We start from the raw sequence: 13888 nt of genomic DNA on the forward strand, positions 1-13888 counted from the left end.
GGCTGTTGAGGTAATGTGGCCTGGTGACTATTACTGCAGCAGCTGACGGATCATCGCTTGGAAACCCAGGACCTGCAGGATGGGCTTGGTATGTGTCTCCCGATTGCTGGGATGCTGGTGGTTGGCCTGAGGGTACAAACAATATGGGCGAGCTTACCGCCGTGTTGCGCCTTTTGGAGGCGACAGCCGCAGCGGGCCTTGCAGACGAACCTTTACGTATTTTGGCTGATTCACAGTATGCGATCAATTGCATTACTCAGTGGATGCCCGGGTGGAAGCGCAGAGGGTGGCGTAAAGCTGATGGCAAGCCTGTCGCTAACAGACCCATATTGGAGGCTCTGGATGTGGCGATGCGTGGACGCAATGTCACTTTTGAATGGGTACGCGGACATGCAGGTCATGACATGAATGAGGCTGCTGATCAGCGTGCTAGGGCCGTCTCCGAAGCCTTCCAAGCGGGGCGGCCTATTCCCAGCGGTCCAGGTTTTGGCGTGCAGGCTCCTGCCACAGAGGTGATTCCTTCCGAGGAGGAGCCTGCGACTGAACAGGAACAGACGCTTTTCTAGTCCCCTCCATTCATTCCCACGTACGGGGTCATAAAACCGCGCCGGGGCCGTATGCCGCCCCGGCATTTACCATATCGCCCAGGATGCGGGAACGCGGGTGCTGGGTTCTCTCCCGTAAGAGTTTAGGTAGTTCGCTGTGCACATCGCTGGAATGGCACGGTGAAGAACTATGCCTCGACGACTTTAGCCTCTTCAGCCTCGCCTTCACTTACGCGGGCAACCGAAATCTTCCGGGGCTTGGCACTTTCACGTACCGGCATGGTGACGGTGAGAACTCCGTCGTCATAGGACGCGGTGATTGACGAGGTGTCGATTCCTTCACCTACGGAAAGCTGACGGACAAACGTGCCGCCACTGCGTTCGCGAACCAACCACTTGACGTCTTTGCTGTCAGGCACGAAACGTTCCGCGCGAATCGTGAGCTGCTGGCCATCAATGTCAACGTCAATGGACGAGGGGTCAATCCCGGGTAGGTCAGCGGACAAAATGTATTCGTTGCCCCGGCGGAATAGATCCATTGGCATTGCGCGTAGAGCTGGCTTTCCGGCCAAAATTGTCTGAGCTAGGCGGTCGAAATCACGCCATGTATCGATTGTTGTCATTATCTACTCCCTTCACAGGTATCTCTAAACTTGAGTCTCCTTGACTCAACCTGCTTATAGATTAGCACTCAAAAGGTGGGAGTGCTAAGAGGAGTTAAGGAATTTTGCTCAGGGCTGACAGTCCTAGTCGAACGGGAACCTCTCCCTCGCCAGCTGCGTGTTATTTGTCTGTTTTGGTATCCGATAACGGACGCATAACACGCACCTGAGGGGAGGCGGGGTGCGGCGTGGGGGAGGGAACGCGGAGTGAGGGAAGCTTTCCTCCCAAGGCACGCAACGCATAGAGGATGGCAACAAGGTCCAAAATCTCCTGTCCCAGGGCCCCAAAGATCGCGGGAATCACCCCGGTGGTAGCAACAAGCATGAGGACTACCGAAAGCACAACACCTAACCAAATGGCCGTCAAGGCCACAGACAACGTATGTTTTGCGATGGCAATAAGCGAAGCTACGCCGGTCAACGAGTCCTGCAATACAACCGCATCAGCAGCTTCTCCAGCGGCAGTTGAGCCCCGCGCACCCATGGCAACCCCCACCGATGCAGCTGCCAAAACGGGGGCATCGTTGACGCCATCACCAACCATAAGCGTTGGTTTGGGCCCAAGCTCCGTGACGATAGAGACCTTGTCGGAAGGGCGAAGATCCGCATATGCCCGATCAACCCCAACCTCAGCCCCCACAGCATCGGCGGCAGCTTGAGCATCACCAGTTACCATGACGATGTGCTCTGTTCCCTCCCCACGCATCCATTCGACAAGAGCCTCAGCTTCGGGACGCACAGCATCCGCCAGGATGATGGTGCCCAAAGGAAGACCATCCGAACTCACGTACACGGCAACCTCACCCGGACGTAATTCCGCACGAACGTCACCGCCCGCGAAATCGTAGCGACCTACACGAATAGTGTGGCCATCAATGAGAGCTTCGACACCCTCGGCAGGAACCTCAGTGGCCCGATCTGCCGCTGGCAGTGCGGTGCCGCTTGCTGCGCGGCGAATTCCTTCCGCCAACACGTGGGACGAGTACTGTTCGGCGCTGGCTGCAATAGCTAAAACCTTTGAGGGCCCTTCGACTCGTACAACTTCAGGGCGTCCTTCGGTGAGGGTACCAGTCTTGTCGAAAGCGGCGGAGTGAATGCGTGCGGCTGCTTCCAAAACTGCGCCGCCTTTGACCACTACACCGTTTTTCGCAGCCCGCGACATTCCGCCCATGAAAGCAACCGGTGCGGCGATGAGGAGTGGGCATGGAGTGGCTAGCACAAGGACTTCTGCAAAGCGCACGGGGTCCCCTGAAAACCACCATGCGCACGCAGCAATTGTCAGTGATATCGCCGTGAAGGGGACTGCGAATCTGTCGGCGAGGCGCACGACGGGAGCTTTGGAGTCTTGAGCTTCTTGGACTAGACGAATGATCTGTTGATATTGCGAATCACATGCAGGTCGCAAGGCCTGAATTTTGACGGCCGAGGAGCCGTTGACGGATCCTGATGCCACTTCGGCGCCAGCATTGAGCGTGACAGGAAGGCTTTCTCCGGTCAAAGAGGATTGGTCAAAAGTGCCGACGGAAGACATGAGCTCGCCATCGACCGGAACAACTTCTGCCGGGCGAACGATGATCACATCACCAACCTGCACATCGTTGACGGGGACGTCGCAAGTTTCATCACCGGCAACCACCACATGGGCCTCAGCGGGGGAGCGGTCAAGCAGCGCGGTCAGTTCGCCTGAGGCGCGCCGTTGGGCATAATCTTCAAGGGCTTCCCCACCCGAGAGCATGAGGACCACGATAAGTGACGCCCAATACTCTCCAACAGCTAAGGTGGAAAGCATAGCTATCAGCGCTAGCACGTCTAGGCCGAAATGCCCGCGAAGGATCTGGCGGACCATATCGATCAGCGTGTAGAGACAGAAGATTCCAACAAAAACAGAGACGATAACCTGGGCGCCTACTGGAGCATAAAGAAAATAGACGCCTGCAGCCACCGCTGCCACAACAACAGCAAGGGCAACCACGGGATATTGACGGAGCAACTTCATATCACAATAATGAGTGATTTTTGGCTATATTTCAACGAAGGGAAGGCATTGCTGGGTCTGCTTAGTCGGCCCGAAATCTGCTGCGAATCTCCAGTTGGGACTGCGTCCCATTTCGTGTCACACTTGATGCATGCTGCTTAGTGATCGAGAAATCCGTGTGGGAATCGCCACCGGTCGCATCAAATTGTCTCCAGAGGACGCTAGCCTCATCCAGCCCGCATCCATTGATGTGCGCTTGGACCGCTATTTCCGGCTTTTTGACAACCATCGCTACGCTGTCATCGATCCGGCTCAGGACCAGCCTGATTTAACCCGCTTGGTCGATGTTGGTCCCAAAGAGCCCTTTGTCCTCCATCCTGGAGAGTTCGTCCTCGGTTCCACCTATGAACTGGTCACGCTCGGTGACGATATTGCTGCTCGCTTAGAAGGGAAGTCTTCTCTGGGACGGTTGGGCCTACTGACTCACTCAACGGCGGGCTTCATTGACCCAGGATTCTCCGGGCATGTGACCCTCGAATTGTCCAATACGGCGACGATGCCTATTTTGCTGTATCCAGGCATGAAAATCGGTCAGCTGTGTTTCTTCGACCTGTCTTCTCCAGCCGAGCACCCCTACGGCAGTAGCGGGACGGGATCGCACTATCAAGGTCAGCGCGGACCTACTCCGTCAAAATCGTATCTGCGCTTTGAACGCACCCGGGTGGAAGATCGTGAATGGTGACGTGGAACGCCGCTCCATTGCTGAGCGTCTAGCGTCAAAGGAAAACGCTGAGGAGTCCCTGGTCGAACTGCACGTAGTGACCATGCCGGACCCACAGTCCCAGACTTCTTCTTTTCGAGTCGCTGCCACTGGCGAGTTGATTGTTGATACTGCTGCGTCGTTGGCAGCCCCCGCAATTACGTTGGAGGATCTTGACCCGAAGGTGGGGACAGCCCACCACCTACTGTGTTTACCTGCTGATGTGTCTGAAGATGAGATCGAGGCTTTGGCGATTTCCGTGTGGAATGAAGCTGGGTGGACATCTCCGGGAGTCCTCCATTTAGCCGAGGGAGCCACTTTAGAGGGGCCTTGGCCTCTCCGTGCCGACGTGCGTGAAACCTTAGGACTTCCCGACAACTGCGCTTTTGCTTGGATACTTCGGGCTGATGTGATGCGGGGTGCCCCCCCTAGTGAGCCGACCAGGCGTTTCGATGAATGGGCGGCGGCTTTTCCTGAGGGAATGCCTGTGGGCATCGAATACCGTGCCTTGTTGGTGATGCGACGTATGTCCCGTCGTTTGGGTGCTGCACTGAGGATCGCAGGGTCGGGCACCGTCATGGCACCCGATCCCGAGAGCGCAGTGAATCTGCGTGTGTATTCGCCGCATTACATTGATGCTGTAAGATTTGCCCACCTACTGGGGGTGGAACCGAAGCCAGGTGCCACTACCGAGGTGGGGGTCCCCCATGTGGCTGTGCTAGGTAAGGATGCCGAGCAGGTCATGGCAGGGGTTCGACCTGTGGATCAGGTTCCACGCGCACTTCGGTGGGAAGACTGGATCAAAGGGCCGGTCTACATTTATGAGTTGAATTGGACGGGTGGTGCTACGAATATACTGCCCAATGGAACTTTGTCTAGGGTGGGGCGCCGGGGGCGTTCCATAGCCCGTCAAGGTATAGCGATGGTTGCAGCAATGATTGTTGACGAGGTGGGGCGGGCCGCGATCATTGATGAGGATGACTTTCTGGTTGCCCCCGCCGAACTGCTTCCACCAGAAGCTGAGCCACATCCTTAACTTCGGGGGCCTGTGAGAAACCAGGTGCAGAGCTGAGCATTTGAGTGCAGAACGGGCATGCTGTGGCAATGGTTTGTGCGCCCGTCGCTTCTGCTTGACTCATGCGCACCGTAGAGATTCTTTCTCCCTGGGTTTCTTCCATCCACGCCCGCGCCCCCCCGGCGCCGCAGCACATGGCGTTTTCTCGGTTGAGGGACATCTCTGTAAGCTCTACGCCAGGTATTCCTCCCAGCAGTTCCCTTGGGGCCTCGAATACTCGGTTGTGACGGCCTAAGAAGCACGGATCGTGGTAGGTGATCTTCTGTGCTTCTTCATGTGCTACCGGCTTCAACGTGCCTTCGCGAACTAAACGATTGAGTATTTGTGTGTGGTGAATAACTTCAAAATGGCCGTTGAGCTGAGGAAATTCGTTGGCGATCGTGTTGAAGCAGTGAGCGCAGGTGACAATAATGCGCTGTGCTTTCGCCTCGTTCAACGTTTCGATTGCCGCTGAGGCCAGCAGCTGGAATAGTGCCTCGTTTCCGGCGCGTCTAGCAGGATCGCCCGTACACGATTCACCTCCTCCAAGAACTGCGAAACTGACCCCTGCCGTGTGCAGTAGTTCCGCCACGGCTGCAGTGGTCTTTTTCTGTTTGTCGTCATAGGCTCCGGCGCATCCGACCCAAAAGAGGTAGTCGACTTCGCTGGCATCCTCGATGTCTTGGCCGATTACGGGCACGTCAAAGTCGAGTTTTTTCGCCCAATCCAATCGTGCCCGCGCCGGACGGCCATAGGGGTTACCTTTGGTCTGCATTGACTTCAGTGGTGCAGCTAGGTCACGGGGGAACGCCGACTCCATCAGTACCTGGTAGCGGCGCAGGTTGGCAATACGGTCCACATGTTCAATGTCGACCGGACACTGTTCGACGCAGGCTCCGCACATGGTGCAATCCCAGATCATCTGGTCGCCCAGCACGCCCGGAACTAACTCGGCTTCCCCGGCGGGCACAGAAATGCCGTCTGCGGCGAGTGCTTGGCGAATGTCAAAAGAACCTGGCGATAGTGAAATGCCAGACTCAATCGTGGTAGGACCATCGGTCTGACGAACATCCACTTGCGAGGCTGAGGCGGCATTGTCGCGCAACGCTAAAGTGAGCAGTTTCGGGGAGAGCGGCTTTTGGGTGTTCCACGCCGGGCACACTGCCTGACACCGGCCACATTCAGTGCACGATAGAGTGTCGAGGCGGTCTTTCCACGTGAGGTCGCTGGTGCGCCCCAAACCAAAAACTGCATCGTCAGGAGCCTCGTCCATATCTTCGACATACTCACCTTGCACTAAAGGCGGCGCAAGAGCTCCCAGAGATTTAGCACCACCTACTTCTCGGCCGGCAAATATGTTGATAGGGGCCAAGAAACGGTGCCATGAGATTCCCATCGTGGTACTCACACCCACCACAGTCATCCAGGACATGGAGACAAGAATCTTCAATGCGGAAACAACGACAATCCCATTAGCCAAAGCGGTAGCGGACCAGTCTTCAACAAAACTAGTGAGCCAAAAGGTCAAAGGATAGTTAAGGACAGTGGCGTGCCCCGCCGTGGAGGGGTCTTTAGCTTCAAAGGCGCAGTCAAGGGTCTGCAGCACAATGACACAGGCGCACACCAGCAGGATCACCCACTCGACGAAGTGCGCCTGCCACCTGGTTGAACCGTAGAAACGAGAGCTCTTAGGATTGTCGCGGTGACGGATGCGCACCACTACACGGGTGACCATCAGGGAGATGATTCCCAGCAGACCTGCCCAGGCAAAGAACTCAGCAATCCATCCCCAAATGAACCACGAACCGATCAATGGCAGCATGAATGCCGGGTAACGGATCTGCACGTAAGAGCGCAGCAAAGTAAGTACCAAGACGACGAAGGCTACCATCACCAGCCAGTGGGCAGCCCTCACGACGGGACGGCCACGGAATGTGCGATGGCTGACAACAGTCCAGACCGTGTTCCAGAGCCGACGCCATGGGTGAGAGGTGCGGGTTCGGTCGGGTTTTCCGGTGCGCATGTCAGAGATAAGGGCAAAGACACCTCGTCCAAAAGAGAGGACGCCCGCCACTGTACTGACAGCAGCAACGGCGATTGCCACTGACACTACTGCTGGTGTTCCCACCATGATGCCTTTCCGCAGATGCTCATACCTACCCAATCATGCAAGGATTGTCTCACTGTCGCCAATCTTGACCAGAAGCGTGGTCTTGAGCCATAGGCAGAATCTTGACACTAAACACGAATCTGGACCACCTCCTCAACTAGGATAGACATGATCGAAGAGAGGACCATCACCTGATGCTAGCCCTCCTGGGACTGCACTTGGTCGCGGCTTTGTGCGCGCCTTTAGCGGTTCGCTACCTGGGGCGCAATGCATTTTTACTTCTTAGCTTGGCGCCCATCAGTGCTGTGATGTGGGCTCTTTTCCACACTCAGCAGGCGTTTGCGGGCGGAATCGACACCACCATCGTGTGGGTTCGCGACCTCAACCTGAGTATCGACTTTCGCATTGACGCACTCTCATGGCTGATGATTCTGGTTGTCAGTGGCGTGGGTGCGATCGTCATGATCTATGCGGCCCGATACTTCTCCCCTGGTGCGTCCGGCATGGGTAGGTTCGCGGGGATATTTGTGGGCTTCGCCGGGGCAATGCTTGGTGTGGTCACGGTAGATCACACCATTATGCTGTACGTCTTTTGGGAACTGACATCGATCCTGTCATTTCTCCTCATCGGACATCACCATGATCGTGGCCCCGCGCGCGGCGCAGCCCGCCAGGCACTCCTGATTACTTCGACCGGGGCCCTAGCAATGTTCGCTGGCTTCGTGATGCTCGGTCAGCTTCGTGGAGGTTCCTACCGGATATCGGAGCTTATCGAAGCATTCATCAACGGCACCATTGATCCCCAGCGCCCGCTCGTCATTGTTGCGGGTCTTCTCATCGCGGTGGGTGCCTTTACAAAATCGGCACAGGTGCCCTTCCATTTTTGGCTTCCAGGCGCGATGGCCGCCCCCACTCCTGTCTCTGCCTACCTCCACGCAGCTGCCATGGTCAAAGCGGGCGTGTACCTTGTTGCCAGACTCGCCCCAGGCCTGAGTTTGGTGGCAGGCTGGTCTGCGGTGGTGGTGACTGTTGGATTCGTGACGGCCTTAGTGGGTGCATATCGGGCGATGCGCCAGTTTGATCTCAAACTTATTTTGGCCTTCGGGACAGTTTCGCAACTGGGCCTAATGATGGCAGCAGTGGGTATGGGCAGTGCTGGAGCAATGGCCGCAGGGCTGGTGTTGCTCATTGCCCACTCTCTCTTCAAATCTTCCCTTTTCCTCACGGTTGGTGCAGTTGAGTCTTCCACGGGCACCCGCGACCTGCGTGACCTCTCAGGGCTTTGGCGATACCACCCCGTACTGGCTGGTGCGGCTGCACTGGCTGCCCTTTCCATGGCAGGGATCCCCATCACCACCGGCTACGTGGGTAAAGAAACCTTAGTCACCACATTGATGGAAGGATCAGCTGCACCCTGGGCGACATCAACAACAGACATCACTCTTCTGGTTGTCTTGGTGATCTCATCCATGCTGTCACTCGCCTATGCGTGGCGTTTCTGGTGGGGTGCCTTCGGAGATAAACGCATCCACATGGACGTTACGGTCAAGCCGGTTGCCCGGGGAATGACCGTTCCTATCGCCTTCCTGTCACTTGGTGCGCTTATCGGACTGGCTTTCCCAGCCCTCGACAAACTCACTGCGCACATCACGCAGAACCTGCCTGGAACCCCCCACGTGGCACTGTGGTCTGGATGGGGACCAGCCGGCATCACCGCACTCATCATCCTCGGTGGAGTCCTGTTAGCCCGGTTCCGTCCGCGCGTGGCCCGGTTTCAGCGGCGCATCGCCCCACGCGGCTCCATGGTTGCGTTCTATTCCTGGACGGTCAGAGAACTGGAACTGGTCTCGGCCCGCATCACCAGTCTGCTGCAGCGTGGTTCCCTACCGTACGATTTGTCGGTTATTTTCGTCTCTTTGATAGTGCTGTGCGGTTACCCACTGATGCGCATGGGCCTGCCCACCAAGAGTCTCCTGTTGTGGGATAACACCTTCCAAGCCGTGATTGTGGCCATAGGTATCATTGCTGCGGTCATTACTGTCCGCGCTAGGCGCCGGTTGAAAGCAGTTTTAGCGCTTGCGGCAGTAGGCATGATGGTGACGCTACTTTTCGCAGTGCAAGGAGCCCCCGATCTTGCACTCACCCAACTGGTGGTGGAGGCAGTATCTCTCATTGTTTTCATTCTGGTTCTACGCAAGCTGCCGCAGTACTTCTCTGATCGGCCATTGGCCTCTAGCCGATGGTGGCGCATGGCAGTGGGCATCATTGTTGGACTGCTTGTGGTCTTTGGTGGGTGGCATGCCATGTCATCGCGTGTGCACTCGCCGGTATCTGAGCTTATGCCTGCGGAGGCTTTGGAGTTCGGCAATGGAATGAACATCGTCAACGTCATCTTGGTAGATATGCGGGCGTGGGATACGGTTGGCGAAGTTTCTGTACTCCTGGTAACAGCTACAGGGGTTGCCTCGCTGATCTATGTTCAGTCTCGCTCTGGAAGGATTGACCGGCCCTCTCCAGAGGTGAAGAGTAAAGCTCAGATGCTGCCGGCTGTCGCCACATTGCGCCCGCAGGACCGCTCTGTAGTTCTTGAGGTTGCCACGAGAGCACTTTTCCCCACCATGCTGATGATTTCTGTATGGCTGCTTCTCATCGGACACAATGATCCAGGTGGTGGCTTTGCTGGCGGGGTCGTCGCCGGTTTGGCGTTTGTCCTACGGTACTTGGCGGGGGGACGTTATGAACTGGGCGAGGCGATGCCGATTCCACCCGGTCAGCTTCTGGGCTTCGGTCTATTCGTAGCTGCGGCTGGCGGCGCCGCTCCGTTGCTCTTCGGAAACTCAGTTCTGCAGTCAACCGCAGTTGATATTCACTTAGGCGTTCTTGGTGACCTCCACTTCACCACCGCAATGGTCCTCGACGTTGGAGTGTACATCCTAGTTCTCGGTCTGGTGATCGATTTAGTTTCTGCGCTTGGAGCTGAGATTGATCGCCAGTCAGGAGATGCAAAAGCCCGCCTTAAGAGCAGAAAGAAGGTGCGCTAATGCCCTCATTTGCAATTTTGCTCTTTGCTGGAGTCCTGGTTGGTTGCGGAGTTTACTTGGTTTTGGAACGGACTCTCACACGCGTTTTCATAGGGCTTTCTATGATTACCAACGGAGTCAACGTCCTCATTTTGGCAATGGGCGGCGCTGCAGGCCTTCCTCCGCTCTTGGGAGGCAATAGTGACACGATTGTTGATCCTCTTCCGCAGGCGTTGATTCTCACCTCCATTGTTTTGTCCTTAGGGACGACGGCCTTTGGTCTTGCATTAGCGTATCGATCATGGCGACTGACCGGTCACGATGAGGTTGCCGATGATGTGGAAGATCGTAGGGTTGCGCGTGGCCGCGCAGCAACTGCTGAAACCAGCGGTGCCACGGGTGCAGAAGATCCGGACATCATTTACGACGCGAGTGGGGACGACCAGTGAACGCGTGGATGTTACCTATTCCGGTGCTACTGCCGTTACTGAGTGCAGGATTAGCGCTGGTCGTTTCCCGCCGGCCACGTATTCAACAGGCTATTTCAGTTGCAGCGTTAGCGACTTCGCTGGTTTTCAGCATCTATATTCTTATTGCGGCTAACTCTGGACCTCTGGTTTTGGATGTGGGATCGTGGGCAGCGCCCATCGGAATCACCTTGGTTGGCGACCGGTTAGCTGCTCTTATGCTGGTGATCTCCCAAATCGTCACCCTAGCAGTCATGGTCTATTCCATCGGCCAAGATGTTGCAGACGACTCACCCGCCGCACCAATCGCCATCTATCACCCAACGTTCCTTGTCTTGGTGGCGGGAGTGTCTAACGCCTTCCTCACTGGGGACCTCTTCAATCTCTACGTCGGTTTCGAACTTCTCCTTGCAGCTAGTTTTGTTCTCATCACTCTTGGTGGTACCCGTGGCCGCGTGCGAGCAGGAACCGTATACGTAGTCGTCTCCTTGATCTCTTCCGTCATTTTTCTCACCGCCATTGCACTGATTTACGGCGCACTGGGTACGGTGAATATGGCGCAGCTTTCGGTGCGGATTCACGACCTTGACCCCAATATGGCACTCCTATTGCAGCTGATGCTTTTGGTTGCCTTCGGCATCAAGGCAGCAATTTTTCCATTGTCTGCATGGCTTCCAGACTCCTATCCCACCGCACCCGCACAGGTAACTGCTGTCTTTGCTGGCCTGCTGACAAAAGTCGGTATCTACGCCATTATGCGTCTGCAGTTCACTCTCTTCCCTGACAATAATCTGCAGGTATTATTGGCAGTTCTCGCGATATTCACAATGGTTACCGGCATTATGGGGGCGGTGGCTCAAGATGATGTGAAGCGACTTTTGAGTTTTACCTTGGTCTCACACATCGGCTACATGCTGTGGGGAATATCCTTAGCTACAGTTTTGTCGCTATCTTCGGCTATCTATTACGCTGCCCACCACATTTTGGTGCAGGCCACTTTATTCCTCATCGTAGGACTCATTGAACGCAAGACTGGAACCACCTCCTCATCACGTCTGTCCAGCATGATGCGCACAGCCCCGTTTATAGCCATTCTCTTCTTTATCTCTGGAACCAACCTGGTGGGAATCCCACCGTTGTCAGGGTTCATTGGAAAACTGGGGCTCACTGAGGCTTCGGTCAATGCGGATACTCCCGTGGCATGGTCGCTGTTGGCAGCCGGCTTGGTCACTTCGCTGCTCACCCTCTACGTACTTATCAAAGTGTGGAACCGAGTTTTTTGGCAAACCCCCGAAGATGGCAGTCGCCTAGCCGATACTTTTGGAAAGAAGAAGCACCTGTCTGGCCGTGAAGAACGGATGCTTAAACGTGCTCAACTGGCCGATCGCTCTCAGCGTGTTTCACACATTGTCGCCGAGTCGGCTCGAACTGAGCATGAACGTGGTGGCGGCAATGTAGGAGCCATCATGTATGGAACGGTCGTGGCCCTCACCCTGGTGCAGATAGCCATGTCGGTATTCGGCGGCAACATCTTCGCGTACACGACTGAGTCTGCTTCAGCACTTATCAACAAGCATTCGTATGTCACAGCCGTTCTTGGTGAAGATGGGCGAGGCGGCGGAGTGTCTAACGATGTTACGGGAGGAATCTCGTTGCCGTGGGAGACTCCCCCTCGCCCAATCCCGTATGCACCTGATGAAAGCGCCAACCTTCCCGACGTGGGGGGTGAGACCAAGTGAGGAAAAGAGTTCGGACAATCGTAGGGAAGAATCCCGCAGCCTACCCGCGTTTTTCACTCATTTTTAGCCTTTGGCTGCTGTTTATCTGGTTTGCCGCATTCGGAGACTTCTCATGGGTTTCCCTCATCGGCGGCACGGCAATTGCGATCGCCATACAGTGGCTGTTTCCCCTTCCTCATCAGTCAAAGACATGGCATGTACGCGTCGTGCCGCTGGCATGGCTTGTGGTCCGGTTTCTATGGGACATGGCAAAAGCTGGTCTTCATGTGGCCTACCTGGTCATTTTTTCTCCACCACGCAAAGATGGCATTGTTGAGTGCCAGGTTCGCAGCGTCAACCCCGTATACATCTCCATCCTGGTTGCCATGACTTCGCTGATTCCCGGCACAATTGTCGTGCAGGTGGATCGGCCTCACCGCCGAATCTTCCTTCATGTTTTGGACATGGAATATCAAGGTGGCATTGCCGGTGTGAGAGAGGCGACCGCCGCTCAAGAAACTCGAATACTGCGAGCGCTCGCGCCGAACAGTGTTCTGTCCGAAACTGGCCTCAAGGAAAGGAGGCACGATGGCCGAAGCAACTGAGATTATCTACTGGATCTGCGGCGGGCTAGCCGCATTCGCGGCTCTCCTCACGGTTATCCGGCTGGGACTTGGCCCCACTATCTTAGATAGAGCCGTTGCCGTTGACCTTCTTACCGCGGTGGCAATTGCTGTGATTGTCTTGGTGATTGTTTGGCAGGGCCGGGCAGACCTGAGTGTCCTTTTGGTTATTTTTGCCCTCACTGGATTCTTTTCGTCGGTTGCTATTGCGAGGTTCGTCGGTAAAGAGCGTCCGGGAGAACGGAGCATTCTTAGCCCGGAAGAAGCGGCGCGCCAATTGCAAAAACTCCGCGACGAAGAGGAACGCCAGTTGCTCAAAGAAAAGGCGTTGGCAGATGAAGCCGATAAAAGACAGCGGGGAGATAACGCATGAGCGACGAAGTTCTCAACCTTATTGGTGCTGTGTGCCTATTACTAGGCATCTCTCTCACTGCCATCGCGGCCCTTGGGCTTTTTAGGTTCCATGAACTGTTTGCCCGCATGCATGCTGCCAGCAAACCCCAGCTTTTAGGGCTCACTATCATTTGCCTAGGATTGTGCCTCACACTGAGAACTTGGTACTGGGTGCTGATATGCACCGTAGTGATTGCCATTCAACTATTGGCTGCACCAGTCGCGTCACACCTGCTAGGGCGTACCGCATACCGCACTGGGATAGCAGACCTTTCGACACTCAGTGTCGATGAGTTAAATCAGGCAGCTCAAAGAGACTCAGGTGAGGACCAGCCCCGATAGGCTTCATCCTCATCATCTAAGGCATCGTCTTCCTCGAAGTCGGAGTCTTCAAAATCATCCGCTTCTGCCGTGTCGCCGGAAAGCTCGCGTTGTAACGCCTCAAGGTCAGTCTCAGGACTGAAATACTTGAGCCGTCTAGCGACTTTCATCTGTTTGGCCTTCTGACGGCCGCGCCCCATGGCGTCGACCCCCTCTACCTCTTGCGGGTCCGCTTGATGC

Annotated in this window: 13 protein-coding genes; 9 read left to right on the forward strand and 4 right to left on the reverse strand. The window is 55.7% G+C overall.

What is annotated here, in order from left to right; all coding sequences use genetic code 11:
• Positions 1 to 23 precede the first annotated feature (23 nt).
• Positions 24 to 566 (forward strand): ribonuclease H family protein, encoded by a 543-nt coding sequence (locus FYJ24_RS04815; protein WP_318656546.1) that lies wholly within the window; start codon positions 24 to 26, stop codon positions 564 to 566.
• Between the two features lie 167 nt (positions 567 to 733).
• On the opposite strand, the gene FYJ24_RS04820 is transcribed toward FYJ24_RS04815, so the two are convergent.
• Together FYJ24_RS04820 and FYJ24_RS04825 are read right to left on the reverse strand one after the other, a co-directional pair.
• Positions 734 to 1168 carry an Hsp20/alpha crystallin family protein gene (locus FYJ24_RS04820; RefSeq protein WP_154544139.1) on the reverse strand — a complete coding sequence of 145 codons (435 nt, stop codon included), beginning with the start codon at positions 1166 to 1168 and terminating at the stop codon, positions 734 to 736.
• Positions 1169 to 1328: 160 nt separating this feature from the next.
• Complete coding sequence (locus tag FYJ24_RS04825) at positions 1329 to 3203, reverse strand: heavy metal translocating P-type ATPase (protein WP_154544141.1); 1875 nt, start codon at positions 3201 to 3203, stop codon at positions 1329 to 1331.
• A gap of 130 nt (positions 3204 to 3333) precedes the next feature.
• Between FYJ24_RS04825 and dcd the strand changes: the two genes are divergently transcribed.
• Together dcd and FYJ24_RS04835 are read left to right on the forward strand one after the other, a co-directional pair.
• Positions 3334 to 3924 (forward strand): dCTP deaminase, encoded by a 591-nt coding sequence (dcd, locus tag FYJ24_RS04830; protein WP_154544143.1) that lies wholly within the window; start codon positions 3334 to 3336, stop codon positions 3922 to 3924.
• The gene (locus tag FYJ24_RS04835) at positions 3914 to 4978 is read left to right on the forward strand and encodes a hypothetical protein (protein WP_154544145.1); all 1065 of its coding nucleotides are present in this window, start codon (positions 3914 to 3916) and stop codon (positions 4976 to 4978) included. The genes dcd and FYJ24_RS04835 overlap by 11 nt, the downstream gene beginning before the upstream one ends.
• Here the strand turns inward: FYJ24_RS04835 and FYJ24_RS04840 are convergent.
• Positions 4908 to 7127 (reverse strand): (Fe-S)-binding protein, encoded by a 2220-nt coding sequence (locus tag FYJ24_RS04840; RefSeq protein WP_154544147.1) that lies wholly within the window; start codon positions 7125 to 7127, stop codon positions 4908 to 4910. The two genes, FYJ24_RS04835 and FYJ24_RS04840, sit on opposite strands and share 71 nt — an antisense overlap.
• Positions 7128 to 7300: 173 nt before the next feature.
• On the opposite strand from FYJ24_RS04840, the gene FYJ24_RS04845 reads away from it, so the two are divergent.
• From FYJ24_RS04845 to mnhG, 6 genes are read left to right on the forward strand one after another with little or no spacing between them, the layout of a single operon-like run.
• Positions 7301 to 10147: a Na+/H+ antiporter subunit A gene (locus tag FYJ24_RS04845; protein WP_154544149.1), complete on the forward strand. Its 2847-nt coding sequence runs from the start codon at positions 7301 to 7303 to the stop codon at positions 10145 to 10147.
• Complete coding sequence (locus tag FYJ24_RS04850) at positions 10147 to 10575, forward strand: Na(+)/H(+) antiporter subunit C (RefSeq protein WP_154544151.1); 429 nt, start codon at positions 10147 to 10149, stop codon at positions 10573 to 10575. The genes FYJ24_RS04845 and FYJ24_RS04850 overlap by 1 nt, the downstream gene beginning before the upstream one ends.
• A gap of 8 nt (positions 10576 to 10583) precedes the next feature.
• Positions 10584 to 12332: a Na+/H+ antiporter subunit D gene (locus tag FYJ24_RS04855; protein ID WP_154544153.1), complete on the forward strand. Its 1749-nt coding sequence runs from the start codon at positions 10584 to 10586 to the stop codon at positions 12330 to 12332.
• The gene (locus tag FYJ24_RS04860) at positions 12329 to 12916 is read left to right on the forward strand and encodes a Na+/H+ antiporter subunit E (protein ID WP_154544155.1); all 588 of its coding nucleotides are present in this window, start codon (positions 12329 to 12331) and stop codon (positions 12914 to 12916) included. Before FYJ24_RS04855 ends, FYJ24_RS04860 begins: the two co-directional genes overlap by 4 nt.
• Entirely contained in the window at positions 12900 to 13307 is a 408-nt protein-coding gene (locus tag FYJ24_RS04865) for a monovalent cation/H+ antiporter complex subunit F (RefSeq protein WP_154544157.1), read from the forward strand. Before FYJ24_RS04860 ends, FYJ24_RS04865 begins: the two co-directional genes overlap by 17 nt.
• Complete coding sequence (gene mnhG / locus FYJ24_RS04870; protein WP_154544159.1) at positions 13304 to 13669, forward strand: monovalent cation/H(+) antiporter subunit G; 366 nt, start codon at positions 13304 to 13306, stop codon at positions 13667 to 13669. Before FYJ24_RS04865 ends, mnhG begins: the two co-directional genes overlap by 4 nt.
• On the opposite strand, the gene FYJ24_RS04875 is transcribed toward mnhG, so the two are convergent.
• Positions 13636 to 13818 (reverse strand): DUF3073 family protein, encoded by a 183-nt coding sequence (locus tag FYJ24_RS04875; RefSeq protein WP_404814697.1) that lies wholly within the window; start codon positions 13816 to 13818, stop codon positions 13636 to 13638. The two genes, mnhG and FYJ24_RS04875, sit on opposite strands and share 34 nt — an antisense overlap.
• Positions 13819 to 13888 lie beyond the last annotated feature (70 nt).

The organism is Scrofimicrobium canadense (assembly GCF_009696615.1).
In the GTDB taxonomy this organism is placed as follows: domain Bacteria; phylum Actinomycetota; class Actinomycetes; order Actinomycetales; family Actinomycetaceae; genus Scrofimicrobium; species Scrofimicrobium canadense.

What these genes read in the sequence shown, in the direction of transcription:
- FYJ24_RS04820 (WP_154544139.1), bottom strand. Translation starts at nt 1,168, where the DNA reads ATGACAACAATCGATACATGGCGTGATTTCGACCGCCTAGCTCAGACA.
- FYJ24_RS04825 (WP_154544141.1), bottom strand. Translation starts at nt 3,203, where the DNA reads ATGAAGTTGCTCCGTCAATATCCCGTGGTTGCCCTTGCTGTTGTTGTG.
- dcd (WP_154544143.1), top strand. Translation starts at nt 3,334, where the DNA reads ATGCTGCTTAGTGATCGAGAAATCCGTGTGGGAATCGCCACCGGTCGC.
- FYJ24_RS04840 (WP_154544147.1), bottom strand. Translation starts at nt 7,127, where the DNA reads ATGGTGGGAACACCAGCAGTAGTGTCAGTGGCAATCGCCGTTGCTGCT.
- FYJ24_RS04845 (WP_154544149.1), top strand. Translation starts at nt 7,301, where the DNA reads ATGCTAGCCCTCCTGGGACTGCACTTGGTCGCGGCTTTGTGCGCGCCT.
- FYJ24_RS04850 (WP_154544151.1), top strand. Translation starts at nt 10,147, where the DNA reads ATGCCCTCATTTGCAATTTTGCTCTTTGCTGGAGTCCTGGTTGGTTGC.
- FYJ24_RS04855 (WP_154544153.1), top strand. Translation starts at nt 10,584, where the DNA reads ATGTTACCTATTCCGGTGCTACTGCCGTTACTGAGTGCAGGATTAGCG.
- FYJ24_RS04865 (WP_154544157.1), top strand. Translation starts at nt 12,900, where the DNA reads ATGGCCGAAGCAACTGAGATTATCTACTGGATCTGCGGCGGGCTAGCC.
- mnhG (WP_154544159.1), top strand. Translation starts at nt 13,304, where the DNA reads ATGAGCGACGAAGTTCTCAACCTTATTGGTGCTGTGTGCCTATTACTA.
- FYJ24_RS04875 (WP_404814697.1), bottom strand. Translation starts at nt 13,818, where the DNA reads ATGAAAGTCGCTAGACGGCTCAAGTATTTCAGTCCTGAGACTGACCTT.